Below are 15,582 nucleotides of genomic sequence, written 5' to 3' on the forward strand. Positions count from 1 at the left end.
GCAGCGGCGGATCAGGGGTAGAGCAGTACGTCGTCGCCGGCCCACCGGCCGGGCGGCTCCGGTGGATCGCACAGCGGCAGCGGGTCCTCGTCCGCGTCGACGGCGCGGCGCAGCCGGTCGGACCCCCACAGCAGGTCGACGAAGTGCCGGTGCCCGGTCCCCTCCGCACCGCCGTCCGTGGTCTGCCAGGCGAAGTCGTCCGGGTACAGCCGCCGTAGCGTGGCGATCATCGCGACGGCGGTGCGGACGGGGGCGAACGCCGCGCGGTCGGTGATGTGCAGCTGGACTCCGCGCAGCGTCCGTCCGGCGTGCTTGTGGAAGGCCGGTACGAACCGCAGGTCGCGGAAGCGCACCCCGGGCAGGGCGAGTTCGGCGAGCGCGGGGGCGAACCGCGCGTCGACGTAGGGGGCGCCCACGATCTCGAAGGGCTGGGTGGTGCCCCGGCCCTCCGAGAGGTTCGTGCCCTCGAACAGACAGGTGCCGGGGTACACGAGGGCGGTGGCGGGCGTCGGGATGTTCGGCGAGGGCGCGACCCACGGCAGTCCGCCGGCCGCCGCATCCATGGCGCGCCGCCAGCCGACGGTTTCTACGACCGTCAGGTCGGCGGCACGACCGGCCGCTTGCGGGACGGCGCGGGCGTTGAGGTGTCCGGCGAGTTCCCCGCAGGTGAGGCCGTGCCGGACGGGGACCGGGGCACGCCCGACGAAGCTGGCCCACCCCGGGTCCAGCCGCGGGCCCTCGCTCACCAGTCCGCCGAGCGGGTTCGGCCGGTCGGCGACCACGAAGCGGACGCCCGTCCGGGCCGCCGAGACCATCAGGTCGAACATGGTCCACACATAGGTGTAGAACCTGGCCCCGATGTCCTGGAGGTCGTACACGAGGGCGTCGACGCCGCTGTCGATGAGCAGTTTGTCGAGCCGCTCGCCGTCGCACCGATAGGTGTCGTACACGGGCAGGCCGGTGTCCGGGTCGACCCGGGCGGGCTCGCTCTCGCCGGCCTGGCCGGTCCCGTGCAGTCCGTGCTCGGGGCCGAAGAGGGCGACCAGTGGCGCGCCGGCCGCGAGCAGCGCCGGTGCGGCCGGACGCAGATCGGGCAGGACACCGGTGTGGTTGGTCACCAGCCCGAACCGGCCCGGCCCCGCGAGCGCGGGCGACGCGTACAGCCGTGCGATCCCGGTCGTCACCGCGACGCGGTCGTCCGTGCTCATCCCTTGCCCCGTCCGCCGGTGGCCCCCCGCCAACAATGGTCCGGAATTTACCCCTATGTCCGGCGCATCCCGCAATGAATCGCCGAGGGTCCGCGCACCCCGTCCGTCTCCCGTCCGCCACCCGCCCCTCCCCTGCCACGGCCCGCCCAACCGCCTCCACCCCGATCACACCCACGGGACCCGATTGCCCCGAAGGTGTGATGCCGCCGGTCACTCCGACTCCCGTGCGCGTCAACGGCGTTGGAACAGGCATGGGCCTCAGCGACATCCCCTCCTTCGCCCAACTGTCCGACGCCTACTGGCTGGACAGTCCGCACCTGGGTGAACACACACCGGACCCGGCACCCCCGCAACCGCCTCCGGGCTCCCCGTGGCGTACGGCGATGGTCGGCCTGTCCGCCCTCACCATCGCGGTCGCGTTGATCGTGGCGCTGGTGTGAACACCCCCCGGACCAGGCCTCATCCGCCACGACACGCCGACGGGTGTCGCCCGGACGTGGGAAATTTCCGTGTCGCCGGGGCATCCGGGTGCGGTGACGGTGTGTGATGGCGCCGGGCTTCGGTCGTTCCGTGGCCCCCGTTGTCGCCGTCGTCATCGCTCACGAAGGACATCACGATGCGTCTCTGCCGTCCGCTCGCCGTCGCTCTCGGCGGGCTTGCCCTCGCCGTCATCACCATGGGTCCGGCGTCCGCCGCCGAAGGCTCCTTCGTCTGGGTGGGGCCGAAGGGCAAGGCGTAGGCCATCCAGAACCCGCCGGACCGCAAGTGCCTGGAGATGGCCCAGGAGGCACGCGGACCGCAGAACGCCACGAAGAAGGCGCTGGTCGTCTACAGCAAGGCGAAGTGCAAGGGCACCGCGCGCCGCATCGCCGCCGGCCACTCCGCCTCCGGCAACGTCCACTTCGCCAGCGTGGTCTTCAACCCCCGCTAGACGGCAGCCCGTCCAGCCCGCCCGTGGCGCCGATCACGACACGCCGATCGGCGCCACCGGTCCGTGCGCGCACGCATCAGGAAGCCGCCATGTCCTACCCAGAACCCCGCTACCTCGACGAAAAAGGTCAGGTCAGGGCACTGTTCCGACCCGCGCCCTCGCAGCCCGACACCGGCTCGGGCGGCGGCACCAGCATCAGCTACGTGGCCAAGCGGGACCACACCAACGGCGAGTTCGGCCTGTACAGGATCCACATGCAGCCGAAGACCATGGGCGCCCCGGAACACTTCCACCGCACCATCTCCGAGTCCTTCTACGTCCTGTCCGGCGAGGTCCGGCTCTACAACGGCGAACGGTGGGTCACAGGGGGCGAGGGAGACTTCCTCCACGTACCGCCCGGCGGGCTCCACGCCTTCCAGAACGACAGCGACGACCCGGTGTCGTTCCTGCTGCTCTTCACACCGGGGGCCGCCAGGGAGGAGTACTTCGAGAAGTTGGGTGAGTACGCACAGCGCGGCCCCGAGGAGTTGAAAGCCTTCCGGATCAGGCACGACCAGTACAACACGACCGACCTGCTCGACGACTAGGACGCCGTCCATCAGCCTCGAACCGCCGCGAGAAGCGCGAGACCCAGGCAGACCGCAGCTCCGGCTGCCAGCGAGTCGGCCCCCACCGACCAGGTGAAGCGCCGCTGAAGACCCGCGGGCATCCCAGCACGCCCGTTCACCGACGCGGACCCCGCATGCGACCGCATGGCATCAGCGCAGACGGCGGAGAAGTCGTACAGCGCGTCCCAGAGAGAATTGTCGAACCACAGAAAGTCGATCTTCTCCCCGGCGCGGGTCTCCAGTACAAGACCGCCCCGCCATGCATCGCGGTGCAACTCCTTGACGTCAGAGCAGGGCACCACCACATGCCGCCATACGCGATAACGCACTATGGCCCCTGGCCGGAGCACCACTCTGATCAGAGAGCAACGCCACAGGAACGAAGCCCAAGCCAGCGCGAGGGCGCAGATCAGGGAGCGGTCCACTGCGCCGACCGACCGGTCCGTCGCCGGCACCAGGGCGGCGCAGGCGGCGACGCAGGACAGCCCCCTGAGCAGTCCCACACGCAGCCAGCGCGCCAGCGTGACCTCGCCTCGCCGGTTCGGCCGGTAGCCCCGTACCCGCCGAACAACCCGGGTCCCCGGCCCGTACCAGTCGGCCAGTCCCGATTGCCACAGCCCCCTCGTCACGCCGGTGACCCTACCGCCGCGCAAGGAATCGTCGGCGCCGGTACAGCCCCATGCGGCCGCACGGCACTGTTATGGTGCGCCGATGTCGTCGATCAAGCAGTTCCAGGTCACCTTTGACTGCGCGGAACCCGAGCGCCTCGCTCGCTTTTGGTGCGAGGTGTTGGGGTACGTCATACCGTCGCCGCCCAAGGGGTTCACCACTTGGGAAGATTTCACCCGTTCCCAGCCCGCCGAGGACCAGGGATCGTGGTTCGCCTGCAGTGATCCGTCAGGTGTCGGTCCCCGGCTGTTCTTCCAGCGCGTTCCCGAAGACAAGGTCGTCAAGAACCGGGTGCATCTGTGCGTGCGGGTCGGCACCGGGCTCACGGGTGAGGTGCGCCTGGCCACTCTTGAAGCCGAGTGCGCACGGCTCCTCCCGCTCGGCGCGGTGCGCGTGCGCCTGCTGTACGACGGCAACGACTCGTGCATCGTGATGCAGGACATCGAGGGCAACGAGTTCTGTATCGACTGAGCGCCCACCTCGCCAGGTTCACTCGGTGATGCGCAGCAGCAACTTGCCCGTGGATGTGCGGCCGCCGATGAGGTGATGTGCGCCGGCGGCGTCCGACAGGGGGAACTCGGCGGTGACGGGAAGGACGACCGTTCCGTCGCGGACGGTGCGCAGGGCGCGTTCGGTGAGCGCGCGCAGGGCGTCGGGGGCGGACTGGGCGAGGGCGAGCACGGAGAAGCCCCCGACGGAGCGACCCCGCGCGTAGAGCTCGTTCTGCCCGGCCTGCCACGGTTCGGCGCCGCCGGCGTTGCCGAAGGACACCAGGCGTCCGAAGACGGCCAGTGCCTCCAGGCCGCGGCGCAGCGTGTCGCCGCCCACCGGGTCCAGGACCAGGTCGACGCCTCTGCCGCCGGTCGCCCGCCGGACGTCCGTCTCGAAGGTGTCGGGCCGGAACACCTCGTCGTAGCCGTACTTGAGCGCGTAGTCGGCCTTGCCGTCGCTCGATGCCACCCCGTACACCGCTCCGGCGCCCGCCGCCCGGGCCAGCTGCCCGACCGCCGTGCCGACGCCTCCCGCCGCACCGTGCACCAGCACGCTCTCCCCGGCCCGCAGCCGCCCCACCTCATGGACCAGGGCGTGCGCGGTCGGCAGTACCGTCGGCAGCGTGGCCGCGGTCCGCAGGTCCAGCCCGTCGGGCAACGGGAAGACCCGCGCGGCCTCCGCGAGCACGACCTCGGCGTAGCCACCGCCGTCGACGAGCGCGGCCACCTCCTGCCCCGCCCGCAGACCCTCGACCCCGTCCCCGACCGCCCGGATGCGCCCGGAGACCTCCAGGCCCGGACGGTAGGGCAGCGACGCCACCCGGTACCCGTCGGCACGCGCCTTCACGTCCGCGAAGTTCACCCCTGCCCAGACGGCCTCGACGGTCACCTGGCCGGGCCCCGGCTCGGGTGCCGCGGTCCGCACGACCCGCAGGACCTCGGGACCGCCGTACTCCTGGAACTCGACCACACGCATACGCAGTACCACCCCTCCATGAGTGTTCAACCGGGATCGAACACTAGCAGTGTACGATGGCCGTCGAACACTGTTTGGGGAGGACAACAGAGGAGGACATGGAATGTCGGACCGGTCCGAAGGCGCGAGTCACCGTCCGGCACCCGTGCACACGCACCCCGACGACGTCCCGCTTCTCAGCGCCCTCGCCGCGCTCGCGGATCCCGTGCGCATCCAGCTGGTCCGCGACCTGGCCGGCCACCCCGACTGGGCGCTCAGCTGCAGCAACTTCGACGTGCCGGTCGGCCGGGCGGCCAAGAGCCACCACTTCTCGGTGCTGCGCGACGCCGGTCTGGTCGAACAGCGCGACCAGGGCCCGCGACGGCTCAACCGCCTGCGCCGCGAGGAGTTCGACGCCCGCTTCCCCGGCCTCCTCGACCTGACCCTCCGCGCCGACGACACCGAATAGAGCGGCCCGGCCGGGACCGGAAGAGGCACGACGCTCCGCCCGAGGGGCGTGCGAGGCACGTACGGCGAGCGCTCGCACAGGCATCAGTTCCCGCCACACCCCAGCCCCGCGGCCAGGGCAATCAGCCATGCCCTCGTACGGCCATTTTCGAGTCAGATCCTCCGTGACTGCCGCCTCAAGGGAAACGGTGTGGATCACGCCATGAGGCATCACCCGGCTGCACAATTGCGCCAACTCGGGCCGGGCTGGGCTTCGGCGGCACTATCGCCGATGCCGCTGCCGGTGCCGGAACTCACCGGGATTCGTGCCGCTTTCGAGAGTGAGCCGCGCTCACACCGTGGCGACGGCCGTTGCGGTGTGTACGGCCGTCAGGAGCGAGGCACCCGCGATCATCGTCCATGTCCGCGTGGCGACCCCGATGGCGGCGTCGCCCACCTGGGCCGCGGCGGCCGCGGACAGAAGGAGTGAACTGGCCGGCCCCGACCACGCGAGCGGTGCGATGAGGGCCGCCACCCCCAGCGGTACTGCCCTGGTCGCGTACATCCAGCCGTAGAAGCGTTCCCCGGCACTCGGCGTGCCGCTCTCACTCAGCGCCGCCGGGCGCGCACCTCCCACCAGCGCGAAAGCGATGCCGGCGACAGCGGCGACGGCGTTGGCCGCCAACAGGGCGTTCACGACCCCATGGTGATCGTGCTGCCCGACGGCCACCCGCTGGTCACCGGCTCCCCCGAGGGCACACCGCTACGGCTGGCGCAGCTCCGCGACGAGTCCTGGGTGACGATCCTGGCCGGGCACGCCGCCCGTGAGCAGCTCGACCGGGCGGCGGGCGGAGCGGGGTTCACGCCCCGGATCCGCTTCCAGACGGCGTCGTACGACCTCGCCCAGGCGCTGGTCGGCACCGGTTACGGCGTGGCGCTCGTCTCCCGGCTGGCCCTCACCCGGGTCCCCGGCACCACGCACCGCCCCCTCACCGACCCGCCGCTCCACCGCGACCTGCACGCCGTGACCCGGTCCGACACCGCGCTCACCCCGCTGGCGGACGTCTTCTGTGCCCTGCTGCTGGACGTGGCGGCCGAACTGAAGGACGCCTGGCCGTCACAGGGGTGAGGCCTCAAAGGGGTGAGGCCGTCACAGGGGTGAGCGGGCGACCGTCATGACGTAGGCCCCGAACAGCAGCGAGACCGCGGTGAGGGCGCCGACGACGAGGACCGCCTGCGGCGGCCGTGCCCGGCGGGTCCTGACCAGGGCGCGGGCCAGCGGGATCAGCAGAGGGAAGGCGGGAAGCAGGAAACGGGGTTTGGAGGAGAAGTCGCCCGAGCCGCCCACGACCACCAGGACCAGCACCCCCGCGAAGACCACCAGGACCAGCGGGGCCCGGTCCAGGCACAGCAGGCAGAAGAGCAGTGCGCCGGCCGCGACGATCGCCAGGTCCACGGTGTAGACGAAGGCGCCGCCGTGCAGCAGCAGCCCCTTGAGGAAGCGCAGGGACCCGGCGCCGAAGTCGAAGCGGGAGCTCCAGGCGCGCTGCACCTCGAAGTAGCCGCCGAGCAGGTCCCCGGTCCGCTGTCCCACCCACAGGACGTAGCCGAGCCAGCCGAGCGGGGCCAGCAGGCACCCCGCCCACAGCCCGGCGGGGACGCGGCCGCGTCGTCGTACCGCTTCGTAGGCGCCCGCGACCACGACGGCCGCCGCGACCGCGAAGCCGCTCGGACGGGACAGGCCGGCCAGGGCGGCCAGGGAACCGGCCCACAGCCAGCGGCCCTTGAGCACGCAGTGCAGGGACCAGGCGGCGAGGGCGGAGAAGAGGGACTCGGTGTAGGCGATGGTGAGTTCGACCGACTGGGGCAGGACCCCCCACAGCACGACCAGCGCGGTGGCGACGGCGCCGCCGTACAGGTGGTCGCCGATCCGGTGGATGCCCCAGGCCGCCACCACGGCGGCGGTCGCGGAGACCAGGAAGGCGGCCTGGCCGGGGGTGAAGGGCAGCACGGTCGTCAGAGCCCGGACGAGTCCGGGGTAGAGCGGGAAGAACGCCCAGTCTGTCTGTACGGCTCCCTGGCGGGTGATCTCGATGAGGTGCCCGTAGCCGTAGTCGGCGATGTGCTGGTACCAGCGGGCGTCCCAGGCGTGCGCCAGGTCCCTGACCAGGGGGCGTCCCGTGACGTGGTTCGCCGCCACGACGGCGGCGACTCCGGCGAGCCGGACGGCCGTGAAGAGCGCCAGGGCGCGCGCCAGGCCGGACGGGGTGCGGCGGAGGGCCGGGGGGTGGGCGGGACCGAGCTGCGCGGCGGACCCGGGCCGCGGGACGGATGACGTGCTCACGATCCGACGATCGGCAGCGGCCTGCGGCGACGCAACGCGTCACGGAGGTTTCTTACGGTCTTCCGCACCCGTTCAGACCTGGGCGACCGGCATCACATGGAGACCCCCTTGATCGATCATTCACCTGTCGGTTTACCATATGAGCGCCACCCAGCTCGATCGAGAGATGCAGGTCTGTGACTGTCAACGAGGACTCGTTCACCAACTGGAAGAACCGCGAGGAGATCGCGGAGTCGATGATCCCGATCATCGGGAAGCTGCACCGGGAGCGGGACGTGACGGTCCTCCTCCACAGCCGCTCCCTGGTGAACAAGTCGGTGGTCAGCATCCTCAAGACCCACCGCTTCGCCCGCCAGATCGACGGCGCCGAGCTCTCGGTCACCGAGACGATGCCCTTCCTCCAGGCGCTCACCACGCTCGACCTCGGCCCGTCCCAGATCGACATCGGCATGCTCGCGGCCACCCACAAGGCCGACGACCGGGGTCTGAGCGTCGAGGCGTTCACCGCGGAGGCGGTCGCCGGGGCCACCGGCGCCAACAAGATCGAGCAGCGGGAGCCGCGGGACGTCGTCCTGTACGGCTTCGGCCGCATCGGCCGCCTGGTCGCCCGGCTGCTCATCGAGAAGTCCGGCTCCGGCAACGGCCTGCGGCTGCGCGCCATCGTGGTGCGCGGGGCCGGCGGCGAGGACATCGTCAAGCGCGCCTCGCTGCTGCGCCGGGACTCCATCCACGGCCAGTTCCAGGGCACGATCACCGTGGACGAGGAGAACAGCACGATCCTCGCCAACGGCAACGAGATCAAGGTGATCTACGCCGACGACCCGTCCGCCGTGGACTACACGGAGTACGGCATCCGGGACGCCATCCTCATCGACAACACGGGCAAGTGGCGGGACCGCGAGGGCCTCTCCAAGCACCTGCGCCCCGGCATCGAGAAGGTCGTGCTGACCGCGCCGGGCAAGGGCGACGTCCCGAACATCGTGCACGGCGTCAACCACGACACCGTCAAGCCGGACGAGCAGATCCTGTCCTGCGCGTCCTGCACCACCAACGCGATCGTGCCGCCGCTGAAGGCGATGGCCGACGAGTACGGGGTGCTGCGCGGGCACGTGGAGACGGTGCACTCGTTCACCAACGACCAGAACCTGCTGGACAACTACCACAAGTCGGAGCGCCGCGGCCGGTCCGCGCCGCTCAACATGGTGATCACCGAGACGGGTGCCGCCTCCGCCGTCGCGAAGGCGCTGCCGGACCTGAAGGCGCGGATCACCGGCAGCTCGATCCGCGTGCCGGTGCCGGACGTGTCGATCGCCATCCTCAACCTGCAGCTGGCCCGCGAGGCCTCCCGCGAGGAGGTCCTCGACTACCTCCGCGAGGTGTCGCTGACCTCGCCGCTCAAGCGCCAGATCGACTTCATCACCGCCCCGGACGCGGTCTCCAGCGACTTCATCGGCTCCCGGCACGCCTCGATCGTCGACGCCGGCGCCCTGAAGGTGGAGGGCGACAACGCGATCCTCTACCTCTGGTACGACAACGAGTTCGGCTACTCCTGCCAGGTGGTCCGGGTCGTCCAGCACGTCTCGGGCGTGGAGTACCCGACGTTCCCCTCCCCGGCGGTCTGACCCTCCCCGCCTCCGACGGCCCGGCCTCCTGCGCCCGCAGGGGGCCGGGCCGTCCGCGCCCTTGACGCGGCCATGGTCCGATGGCAGTTTTTTATCGATACAACCGGAGTCACGAACGACGTTCCACATTTCGAACAACAGGCCTGGACAGGAGTACCCGCGTGCCCACCGCCACCGCGATCATCAACCTCGACATCGAGGGCCCGACGATCAGCCGCCATCTCTACGGCCACTTCGCCGAGCACCTCGGCCACTGCGTCTACGGCGGCTTCTGGGTCGGCGAGGACTCCCCGGTCCCGAACGAGGGCGGTATCCGCCTCGACGTCGTGGCGGCCCTGCGCGCCCTGGACATCCCCAACCTCCGCTGGCCGGGCGGCTGTTTCGCCGACGAGTACCACTGGCGGGACGGCATCGGACCGCGCGAGCAGCGGCCCCGGATGGTCAACACGCACTGGGGCAACGTCGAGGAGAACAACCACTTCGGCACCCACGAGTTCATGGCCCTGTGCGAACTCCTCGGCGCCGAGCCCTACATCAGCGGCAACGTCGGCTCCGGGACCGTTCGCGAGATGAGCGAGTGGGTGGAGTACCTCACCCGGGACGGCGACAGCCCGATGGTGCGGCTGCGCAAGGAGAACGGGCGCGAGGAGCCGTGGCGGGTGAAGTACTGGGGCATCGGCAACGAGACCTGGGGCTGCGGCGGCAACATGCGCGCCGAGTACTCCGCCGACCTGGCCCGCCAGTACGCCACCTACTGCCGGGACCACGGCGACAACAAGCTCTACCGGATCGCCTCCGGCGCCTCGGACGCCGACTACAAGTGGACCGAGACCCTGATGCAGCAGATCAGCTGCTTCGGCTGCGAGGCCACCCCGAAGAACTTCTTCCAGGGCCTCTCGGTGCACTACTACACCCTCGCGGGCCCCTGGGAGGCCAAGGGCAGCGCCACCGACTTCGACACCGACGACTACTACCGCACCCTGCTGTCGGCCCGCCGTATCGACCGCATCCTCACCGGCCACTCCACGGTCATGGACGTCTACGACCCGGGCCGCACGGTCGGCCTCGTCCTGGACGAGTGGGGCACGTGGTGGGACGTGGAGCCCGGCACCAACCCCGGCTTCCTCTTCCAGCAGAACACCCTGCGCGACGCGCTGGTGGCCAGCACCCACTTCGACATCTTCCACAAGCACGCCGCCCGGCTGCACATGGCCAACATCGCCCAGACGGTCAACGTGCTCCAGGCGATGCTCCTCACCGACGGCGACGCCCTGGTCCTGACCCCGACCTACCACGTCTTCGAGATGAACAAGGGCCACCAGGACGCCACCTCGCTCACCGTGCACCTCAACGGCGACGACGCCCGGCGCCGGGCCGGGGACGGGGAGCTGGAGACGCTGTCCGCCTCCGCCAGCGTCAAGGACGGCCGGGTGCTGATCTCGGTGAGCAACCTGGACGCCGAGGAACCCGCCGAGGTCACCCTCGACCTGCGCGGCGGCACCCTCGGCGCGCCGACCGCGCGCATCCTCACGGCCGACAAACCGCAGGCCCACAACACTCCCGAGACGTCGACGGCGGTCGCTCCGCGGCACTTCGACGGCCTGTCGGTGACCCCCGGCGGACTGCGGCTCACCCTCCCGCCGCACTCGTTCGTCACCGTCCAGGCCCCGCTGAACCGGCGCTGACCCGAAGGAGTGCGCACATGACCCGATCCGCGCGTCCGCTGCCCGCACGCCATCTGCGTCCGCCGATGGGCTGGAACAGCTGGGACTGCTACGGCACCACCGTCACCGAGGACGAGGTCCTCGCCAACGCGGAGTTCATGCGCGAGCACCTGCTCCCGCACGGCTGGGACACCGTCGTGGTGGACATCCAGTGGTACGAACCCACCGCCCGCTCCCACGGCTACAACCCGGACGCGCCGCTCGTCCTGGACGGCCACGGCCGCCAGCTCCCGGCACCGGGCAGGTTCCCCTCCGCCACGGCCGGGGCCGGGTTCGGGCCACTGGCCGCGCGGGTGCACGCCATGGGCCTGCGGTTCGGGCTGCACATCATGCGCGGCATCCCCCGGCGGGCCGTGGCGGCCGGACTGCCCGTGCTGGGCACGGAGTTCACCGCCGACCAGGTCGCCGACACCGGCTCCGTCTGCCCCTGGAACTCCGACAACTACGGCCTGAACCACGACCATCCCGGCGCCCAGGCGTACTACGACGCGCAGGTCGCCCAGTTCGCCGCCTGGGGCGTGGACTTCGTCAAGGCCGACGACATGCTCTTCCCGTACCACGAGCGGGAGATCGCCGCCTACGCACGGGCGATCGAGCGCAGCGGGCGCCCGATCGAGCTGAGCCTCTCCCCCGGCACCGACATGTCGGTCGCCCGCCTGGACCATCTGCGGGAGCACGCCACCATGTGGCGGGTCTGCGACGACCTGTGGGACCGCTGGGAGGACGTCGAGGCGCAGTTCGCGCGCATGGCGCGCTGGGCCCCCTGGCAGGACGGACCCGGCTGGGCGGACGCCGACATGCTGCCGCTGGGCCACATCGGCATCCGTGCCGAGCGGGGCGCGGACCGCCAGTCCGCCCTCACCCGTGCCGAGCAGACCAGCCTCCTCACCCTCTGGCTGATCTCCCGCTCGCCGCTGATGATGGGCGGCGACCTGCCCACCTCCCCGCCCGAGACCATCGCCCTGCTCAGCAACGACGAGGCGCTCGACGTCCTGTGGCACAGCACCGGCAACCGGGAGGTGCTGCGCGAGCGGGACCTGGTGCTGTGGACCGCCCGGGACACCGACGGGCACACCCGCTACGCGGCGGTGTTCTCGCTCGCGGACGAGGCGCGCCGCTTCGAGGTGCCGCTGGGGTCGGTCGGGGCCCTGCCCGGCGACCGGGTCCGCGAGCTGTGGACCCACGCCGACACCGGTCACGACGGCCGGCGGCTGGTCGTCGAACTGCCCCCGCACGGTGCCGCCCTCTATCGTCTTGCGGAGGACAGCGGAGGGGAGTGAGGGTGGCGACGATCCAGGACGTGGCGAAGGCGGCCGGGGTGTCGGCGATGACCGTCTCCAACGTGATCAACGGCCATCCCAACGTCCGCCCGGCCACCCGGGACCGTGTCCTGGCGGCCATGACCCGGCTCGACTACCGGGTCAACGTCGCCGCCCGCAACCTGCGCAAGGGCCGTACCGGCACCATCGGTCTGGCGGTCCCCGAGATCAACCGCCCGTACTACGGCCGGCTGGCCGCCTCCATCATCGCGGCGGCCGCCCGGCACGGCCTCCGGGTGAGCATCGAGCAGACCGGTGCCCGCCGCGAGAGCGAGCTGGCGGCTCTGTCGCTCTCCCGCAACCGGCTCTACGACGGCCTCATCCTCGCCACCGTGGGGATGGGGCCGGCCGATGCCGAGGCGCTGGACGTCGACCATCCGGTGGTGATCCTGGGCGAGCGGATCTTCGGCGGTCCCGTCGACCATGTCGCCATGCCGAACGAGGCCGCCTCGGAGGCTGCGACCCGTCATCTCGTCGAGCGGGGCTGCCGGCGGGTCGCGATCGTGTGCGGGCGGCTCGGCGGCGAGGCTGACGTGTCGAACCTGCGGCACACCGGGTATCTGCGGGCGCTGGCGGCCGCTGGCCTGCCGGCGGATCCGGAGCTGGTGGTGACCGCGGACTCGCTCACCCTGCAGGGGGCCGCCCGTGCCCTCCGGGACAGGCTGGCGGACGGCCTCGATGCCGACGGGGTGTTCTGTGTGACGGACACGGTGGCCATGGGGGTGCTGCGCGCGCTCGCCGACGCCGGGATCCGGGTGCCGCGGCAGGTCAGGGTGATCGGCTTCGACAACGTCGACGAGAGCGCGTACCTCGTCCCCTCCCTCTCCACCGTCGACCCGGACCACGACCTGATGGCCGAACGCGCGGTCGCCCTGCTGGCGGCGCGCATCGACGGGGCCGGGCCCGGGCCGGAGCGGGAGGAGTTCACCGGTCCCTTCCGCCTGGTGGTGCGGGAGTCGACGGGCGGCTGAACCGCTCAGCCGCCCGGATACCGCACCCCCGCCGCCGTCACTCCGCCGCGGCGCGTGACCGTACCCGCATCACGAGGGTGCGCGGCCGGACCGTCGCCCGGGCCACCGGCCGGACGGTCCGGCCGGGGTCGAGCTCCAGGCGGACCCGCCGCAGCAGGGTCGCCAGGGCGGTGATCAGCTCGGTGACCGCGAACCGGTCGCCGATGCACTTGTGCCGGCCCGCTCCCCAGGGCAGGAACGCGCCCGGCGGCAGGCTCCGTTCGCCGTCCAGCCAGCGGTCCGGGTCGAAGGCCAGGGGGTCGGGGAAGAACGCGGGGTCTCGGTGCAGGGCGTGCTGGCAGTAGGCGAGTTCGGTGCCGGGCGGCAGGGTCCAGTCGCCCAGCCGGGTCTCGGTCATCGTCCGGCGGGTGACCAGCCAGCCGGTGTGGTGCAGTCGCAGCGCCTCCTTGATGACGCGGTCCAGGTAGGGCAGCCGGGTGACATCCTCGAAGGCCACGGGGCGCTCGCCGAGCACCTCGTCGAGTTCGGCCAGGACCCGGGACTCGATCCCGGGGTCGCGGGCGAGCTCGTAGAGGATCCAGGACAGCACGGACGCCGTGGTCTCGGTGCCCGCCACGGCCAGGGTGAGGATCTCCGAGCAGATCTGGTCCTCGGTCAGCGGCTCCCCGGTCGACTCGTCGGTGGCGGCCATCAGCATCGAGAGCATGTCGCCGGAGCCGGTGCCGGAGGCCTGGAGTGCGGCGATGGCTTCGTTGATGGTGGCGCGCGCGTCGTCACGTGCGCGGTCGAAGCGGCGGTTGAAGGGAAGGGGCAGGCGCTCGAACCAGTCGGGCAGCATGATGCGGACGCCGACCCCGTTCATGACCACGGAGAGGTCGCGCCGCAGTTGACTAAACGTTTCTGCACTGATGCTGCCCGAGAACACGGTCTTCACGAGCATGTCGAGGGAGAGCTTGACCATGGCTTCACGGACATCCAGGTCCTCGCCCTCGGTCCACCGGTCCACGGCTGAGTCGACCTCGCCGCGCATCAGGTCGACATAGCGGGCGATCTCCGCGCGGCCGAAAGCGGGCTGCAGCTGCCGCCGTTTCCGGACATGCTCCGGCCCGGCGACGGTGACCACCGACTCGCCCATCAACTGGCCCATCTTCTCGAAGAACCGGCCCTTGTCCAGGCTCGGCCCCAGGTCGGTGAGCATCGTCCGGATGAGTTCGGGGTCCTGTACGACGACGGTGCGGGTGCCCGGCTGGAGGGTGATCTCGACGAGGGGGCCGTACTTCTCCCGGAGTCCGGCGATGAAGGCGAGGTTGTCCCGGCCGAGTTGTACGGCGTGACCCAGCAGCGGGAGCGAACCCGCCGCCCTGGGGATGGGGGGAGGCGCCACAAGCGTCACGAGTCTCATGTCCCTTCACGGCGATCATGACCTCGCTCATGGCTGCCCATCCGCGACCATGGCCCAATCTGTGCTGTCCGACACGCGATCACGCGTTCGAAATCAGACGAGGTGGCCGAAGACCACCAGGTTCTCCGTGTAGTCCTTGACGTCGTGGTCGTAGTCGCCGGCGCAGGTGATCAGCCGGACCTCGGGACGGCGGGTGTCCGCGTAGACGCGTTCGCTCGGGAAGTCGTCCTTCGCGAAGGTGTCGGCGCTGTCGACCACGAAGTGGGCGTCGGTGCCGTCGGCCCGGCTCACCGTGAAGCGGTCGCCGGGTTCGAGTTCGTCCAGCCGGACGAAGACGGCGGCCGAGATCTTGGTGTCGACATGGCCCGCGATGATGGCAGTGCCCGCCTCACCGGGAGCCGGGCCACCGGAATACCAGCCGACGAGGTTGATGTCGTCGGACGGCGGGGGCTGGAGCTGGCCCGCGGGGCCGAGGGTGAGGTCGGTGAAGGGGGCGTCCACGGAGATCTTCGGGATCACCAGACGCGTCGGAGCGGACCGGGGCAGCGCCGCGGCGGTCCCGCGCGTACCGGCCGAGGGGGCCGCGTCCGCGCTCTCGGTGGGCGCGGTGCCCGAGCCGTCGGAGGCCTTGCCGTGTCCGCCGAACAGCGCCACGGCCAGGAGCAGCACGGCCACGGCCCATACGGGCAGCCGTCCGCCGCGTCGCGGGCCGTCCGGTTCCCCGGCGTTCGGGTCCTCGGGAGGCGGGCCGCCGCTGTGCGGGGTGTCGGTGTGCGGGTCGCCGGGGCGCGGGGAGGAGGCGCCAGCTGCCATCGGGGTCACCTTTCTGGGGCACGGCAGCGGGATGGTCGGCAACGGGGGTCGCGGTGCCGTCGGCGTGTCGGCCGTCGG

The 15,582-nt window shown here is 71.3% G+C and carries 18 protein-coding genes and 1 pseudogene; 12 read left to right on the forward strand and 7 right to left on the reverse strand.

Features of this window, described 5'->3' with window-relative positions; genetic code table 11:
• Positions 1-11: 11 nt before the first annotated feature.
• Complete coding sequence (locus ACFZDK_RS35760) at positions 12-1,208, reverse strand: exo-beta-N-acetylmuramidase NamZ domain-containing protein (RefSeq protein ID WP_390978481.1); 1,197 nt, start codon at positions 1,206-1,208, stop codon at positions 12-14.
• A 251-nt stretch (positions 1,209-1,459) separates the two neighbouring features.
• On the opposite strand from ACFZDK_RS35760, the gene ACFZDK_RS35765 reads away from it, so the two are divergent.
• From ACFZDK_RS35765 to ACFZDK_RS35780, 4 genes are all read left to right on the forward strand, one after another.
• A complete protein-coding gene (locus tag ACFZDK_RS35765; RefSeq protein ID WP_355722011.1) occupies positions 1,460-1,648 on the forward strand; it encodes a hypothetical protein in 189 nt (62 codons plus the stop codon).
• Positions 1,649-1,824: 176 nt separating this feature from the next.
• The gene (locus ACFZDK_RS35770; RefSeq protein WP_390978484.1) at positions 1,825-1,947 is read left to right on the forward strand and encodes a hypothetical protein; all 123 of its coding nucleotides are present in this window, start codon (positions 1,825-1,827) and stop codon (positions 1,945-1,947) included.
• A 36-nt stretch (positions 1,948-1,983) separates the two neighbouring features.
• Positions 1,984-2,139 carry a hypothetical protein gene (locus ACFZDK_RS35775; RefSeq protein ID WP_390978486.1) on the forward strand — a complete coding sequence of 52 codons (156 nt, stop codon included), beginning with the start codon at positions 1,984-1,986 and terminating at the stop codon, positions 2,137-2,139.
• Positions 2,140-2,228: 89 nt separating this feature from the next.
• Positions 2,229-2,726 (forward strand): cupin domain-containing protein, encoded by a 498-nt coding sequence (locus tag ACFZDK_RS35780; RefSeq protein ID WP_390978488.1) that lies wholly within the window; start codon positions 2,229-2,231, stop codon positions 2,724-2,726.
• 11 nt (positions 2,727-2,737) lie between these two features.
• On the opposite strand, the gene ACFZDK_RS35785 is transcribed toward ACFZDK_RS35780, so the two are convergent.
• Complete coding sequence (locus ACFZDK_RS35785) at positions 2,738-3,376, reverse strand: hypothetical protein (protein WP_390978490.1); 639 nt, start codon at positions 3,374-3,376, stop codon at positions 2,738-2,740.
• 82 nt (positions 3,377-3,458) lie between these two features.
• Here ACFZDK_RS35785 and ACFZDK_RS35790 point away from each other — a divergent pair, with 82 nt between their 5' ends.
• Complete coding sequence (locus tag ACFZDK_RS35790; protein ID WP_390978492.1) at positions 3,459-3,887, forward strand: VOC family protein; 429 nt, start codon at positions 3,459-3,461, stop codon at positions 3,885-3,887.
• An 18-nt stretch (positions 3,888-3,905) separates the two neighbouring features.
• Here the strand turns inward: ACFZDK_RS35790 and ACFZDK_RS35795 are convergent, their stop codons facing one another.
• Complete coding sequence (locus ACFZDK_RS35795; protein WP_390978494.1) at positions 3,906-4,883, reverse strand: zinc-binding dehydrogenase; 978 nt, start codon at positions 4,881-4,883, stop codon at positions 3,906-3,908.
• Between the two features lie 103 nt (positions 4,884-4,986).
• Between ACFZDK_RS35795 and ACFZDK_RS35800 the strand changes: the two genes are divergently transcribed.
• Together ACFZDK_RS35800 and ACFZDK_RS35805 are read left to right on the forward strand one after the other, a co-directional pair.
• Positions 4,987-5,331: an ArsR/SmtB family transcription factor gene (locus ACFZDK_RS35800; RefSeq protein ID WP_390978496.1), complete on the forward strand. Its 345-nt coding sequence runs from the start codon at positions 4,987-4,989 to the stop codon at positions 5,329-5,331.
• Positions 5,332-5,484: 153 nt separating this feature from the next.
• Positions 5,485-5,572 (forward strand): annotated as a pseudogene (locus ACFZDK_RS35805) (IS5/IS1182 family transposase); the annotation flags it as partial.
• An 89-nt stretch (positions 5,573-5,661) separates the two neighbouring features.
• Here the strand turns inward: ACFZDK_RS35805 and ACFZDK_RS35810 are convergent.
• Complete coding sequence (locus ACFZDK_RS35810) at positions 5,662-6,006, reverse strand: hypothetical protein (protein ID WP_390978737.1); 345 nt, start codon at positions 6,004-6,006, stop codon at positions 5,662-5,664.
• 6 nt (positions 6,007-6,012) lie between these two features.
• Between ACFZDK_RS35810 and ACFZDK_RS35815 the strand changes: the two genes are divergently transcribed.
• Complete coding sequence (locus tag ACFZDK_RS35815; RefSeq protein WP_390978498.1) at positions 6,013-6,438, forward strand: LysR substrate-binding domain-containing protein; 426 nt, start codon at positions 6,013-6,015, stop codon at positions 6,436-6,438.
• Between the two features lie 21 nt (positions 6,439-6,459).
• On the opposite strand, the gene ACFZDK_RS35820 is transcribed toward ACFZDK_RS35815, so the two are convergent.
• A complete protein-coding gene (locus tag ACFZDK_RS35820; protein WP_390978500.1) occupies positions 6,460-7,653 on the reverse strand; it encodes a hypothetical protein in 1,194 nt (397 codons plus the stop codon).
• Between the two features lie 176 nt (positions 7,654-7,829).
• Between ACFZDK_RS35820 and ACFZDK_RS35825 the strand changes: the two genes are divergently transcribed.
• The 4 genes from ACFZDK_RS35825 (at position 7,830) to ACFZDK_RS35840 (ending at position 13,289) form a co-directional block, all read left to right on the forward strand.
• Positions 7,830-9,275: a glyceraldehyde-3-phosphate dehydrogenase gene (locus ACFZDK_RS35825; RefSeq protein ID WP_355722058.1), complete on the forward strand. Its 1,446-nt coding sequence runs from the start codon at positions 7,830-7,832 to the stop codon at positions 9,273-9,275.
• A gap of 161 nt (positions 9,276-9,436) precedes the next feature.
• The gene (locus ACFZDK_RS35830) at positions 9,437-10,960 is read left to right on the forward strand and encodes an alpha-L-arabinofuranosidase C-terminal domain-containing protein (RefSeq protein WP_390978503.1); all 1,524 of its coding nucleotides are present in this window, start codon (positions 9,437-9,439) and stop codon (positions 10,958-10,960) included.
• Positions 10,961-10,977: 17 nt separating this feature from the next.
• Positions 10,978-12,279: a glycoside hydrolase family 27 protein gene (locus ACFZDK_RS35835; protein WP_390978505.1), complete on the forward strand. Its 1,302-nt coding sequence runs from the start codon at positions 10,978-10,980 to the stop codon at positions 12,277-12,279.
• 2 nt (positions 12,280-12,281) lie between these two features.
• Entirely contained in the window at positions 12,282-13,289 is a 1,008-nt protein-coding gene (locus ACFZDK_RS35840) for a substrate-binding domain-containing protein (protein WP_390978507.1), read from the forward strand.
• Between the two features lie 37 nt (positions 13,290-13,326).
• Here ACFZDK_RS35840 and ACFZDK_RS35845 read toward each other — a convergent pair whose 3' ends face one another.
• Both ACFZDK_RS35845 and ACFZDK_RS35850 read right to left on the reverse strand, forming a co-directional pair.
• Entirely contained in the window at positions 13,327-14,691 is a 1,365-nt protein-coding gene (locus ACFZDK_RS35845) for a cytochrome P450 (protein WP_390978509.1), read from the reverse strand.
• 93 nt (positions 14,692-14,784) lie between these two features.
• Positions 14,785-15,504 (reverse strand): class F sortase, encoded by a 720-nt coding sequence (locus ACFZDK_RS35850; RefSeq protein ID WP_390978511.1) that lies wholly within the window; start codon positions 15,502-15,504, stop codon positions 14,785-14,787.
• Positions 15,505-15,582 lie beyond the last annotated feature (78 nt).

It is taken from the genome of Streptomyces sp. NPDC007901, from assembly GCF_042959465.1.
Taxonomy (GTDB): Bacteria; Actinomycetota; Actinomycetes; order Streptomycetales; family Streptomycetaceae; genus Streptomyces.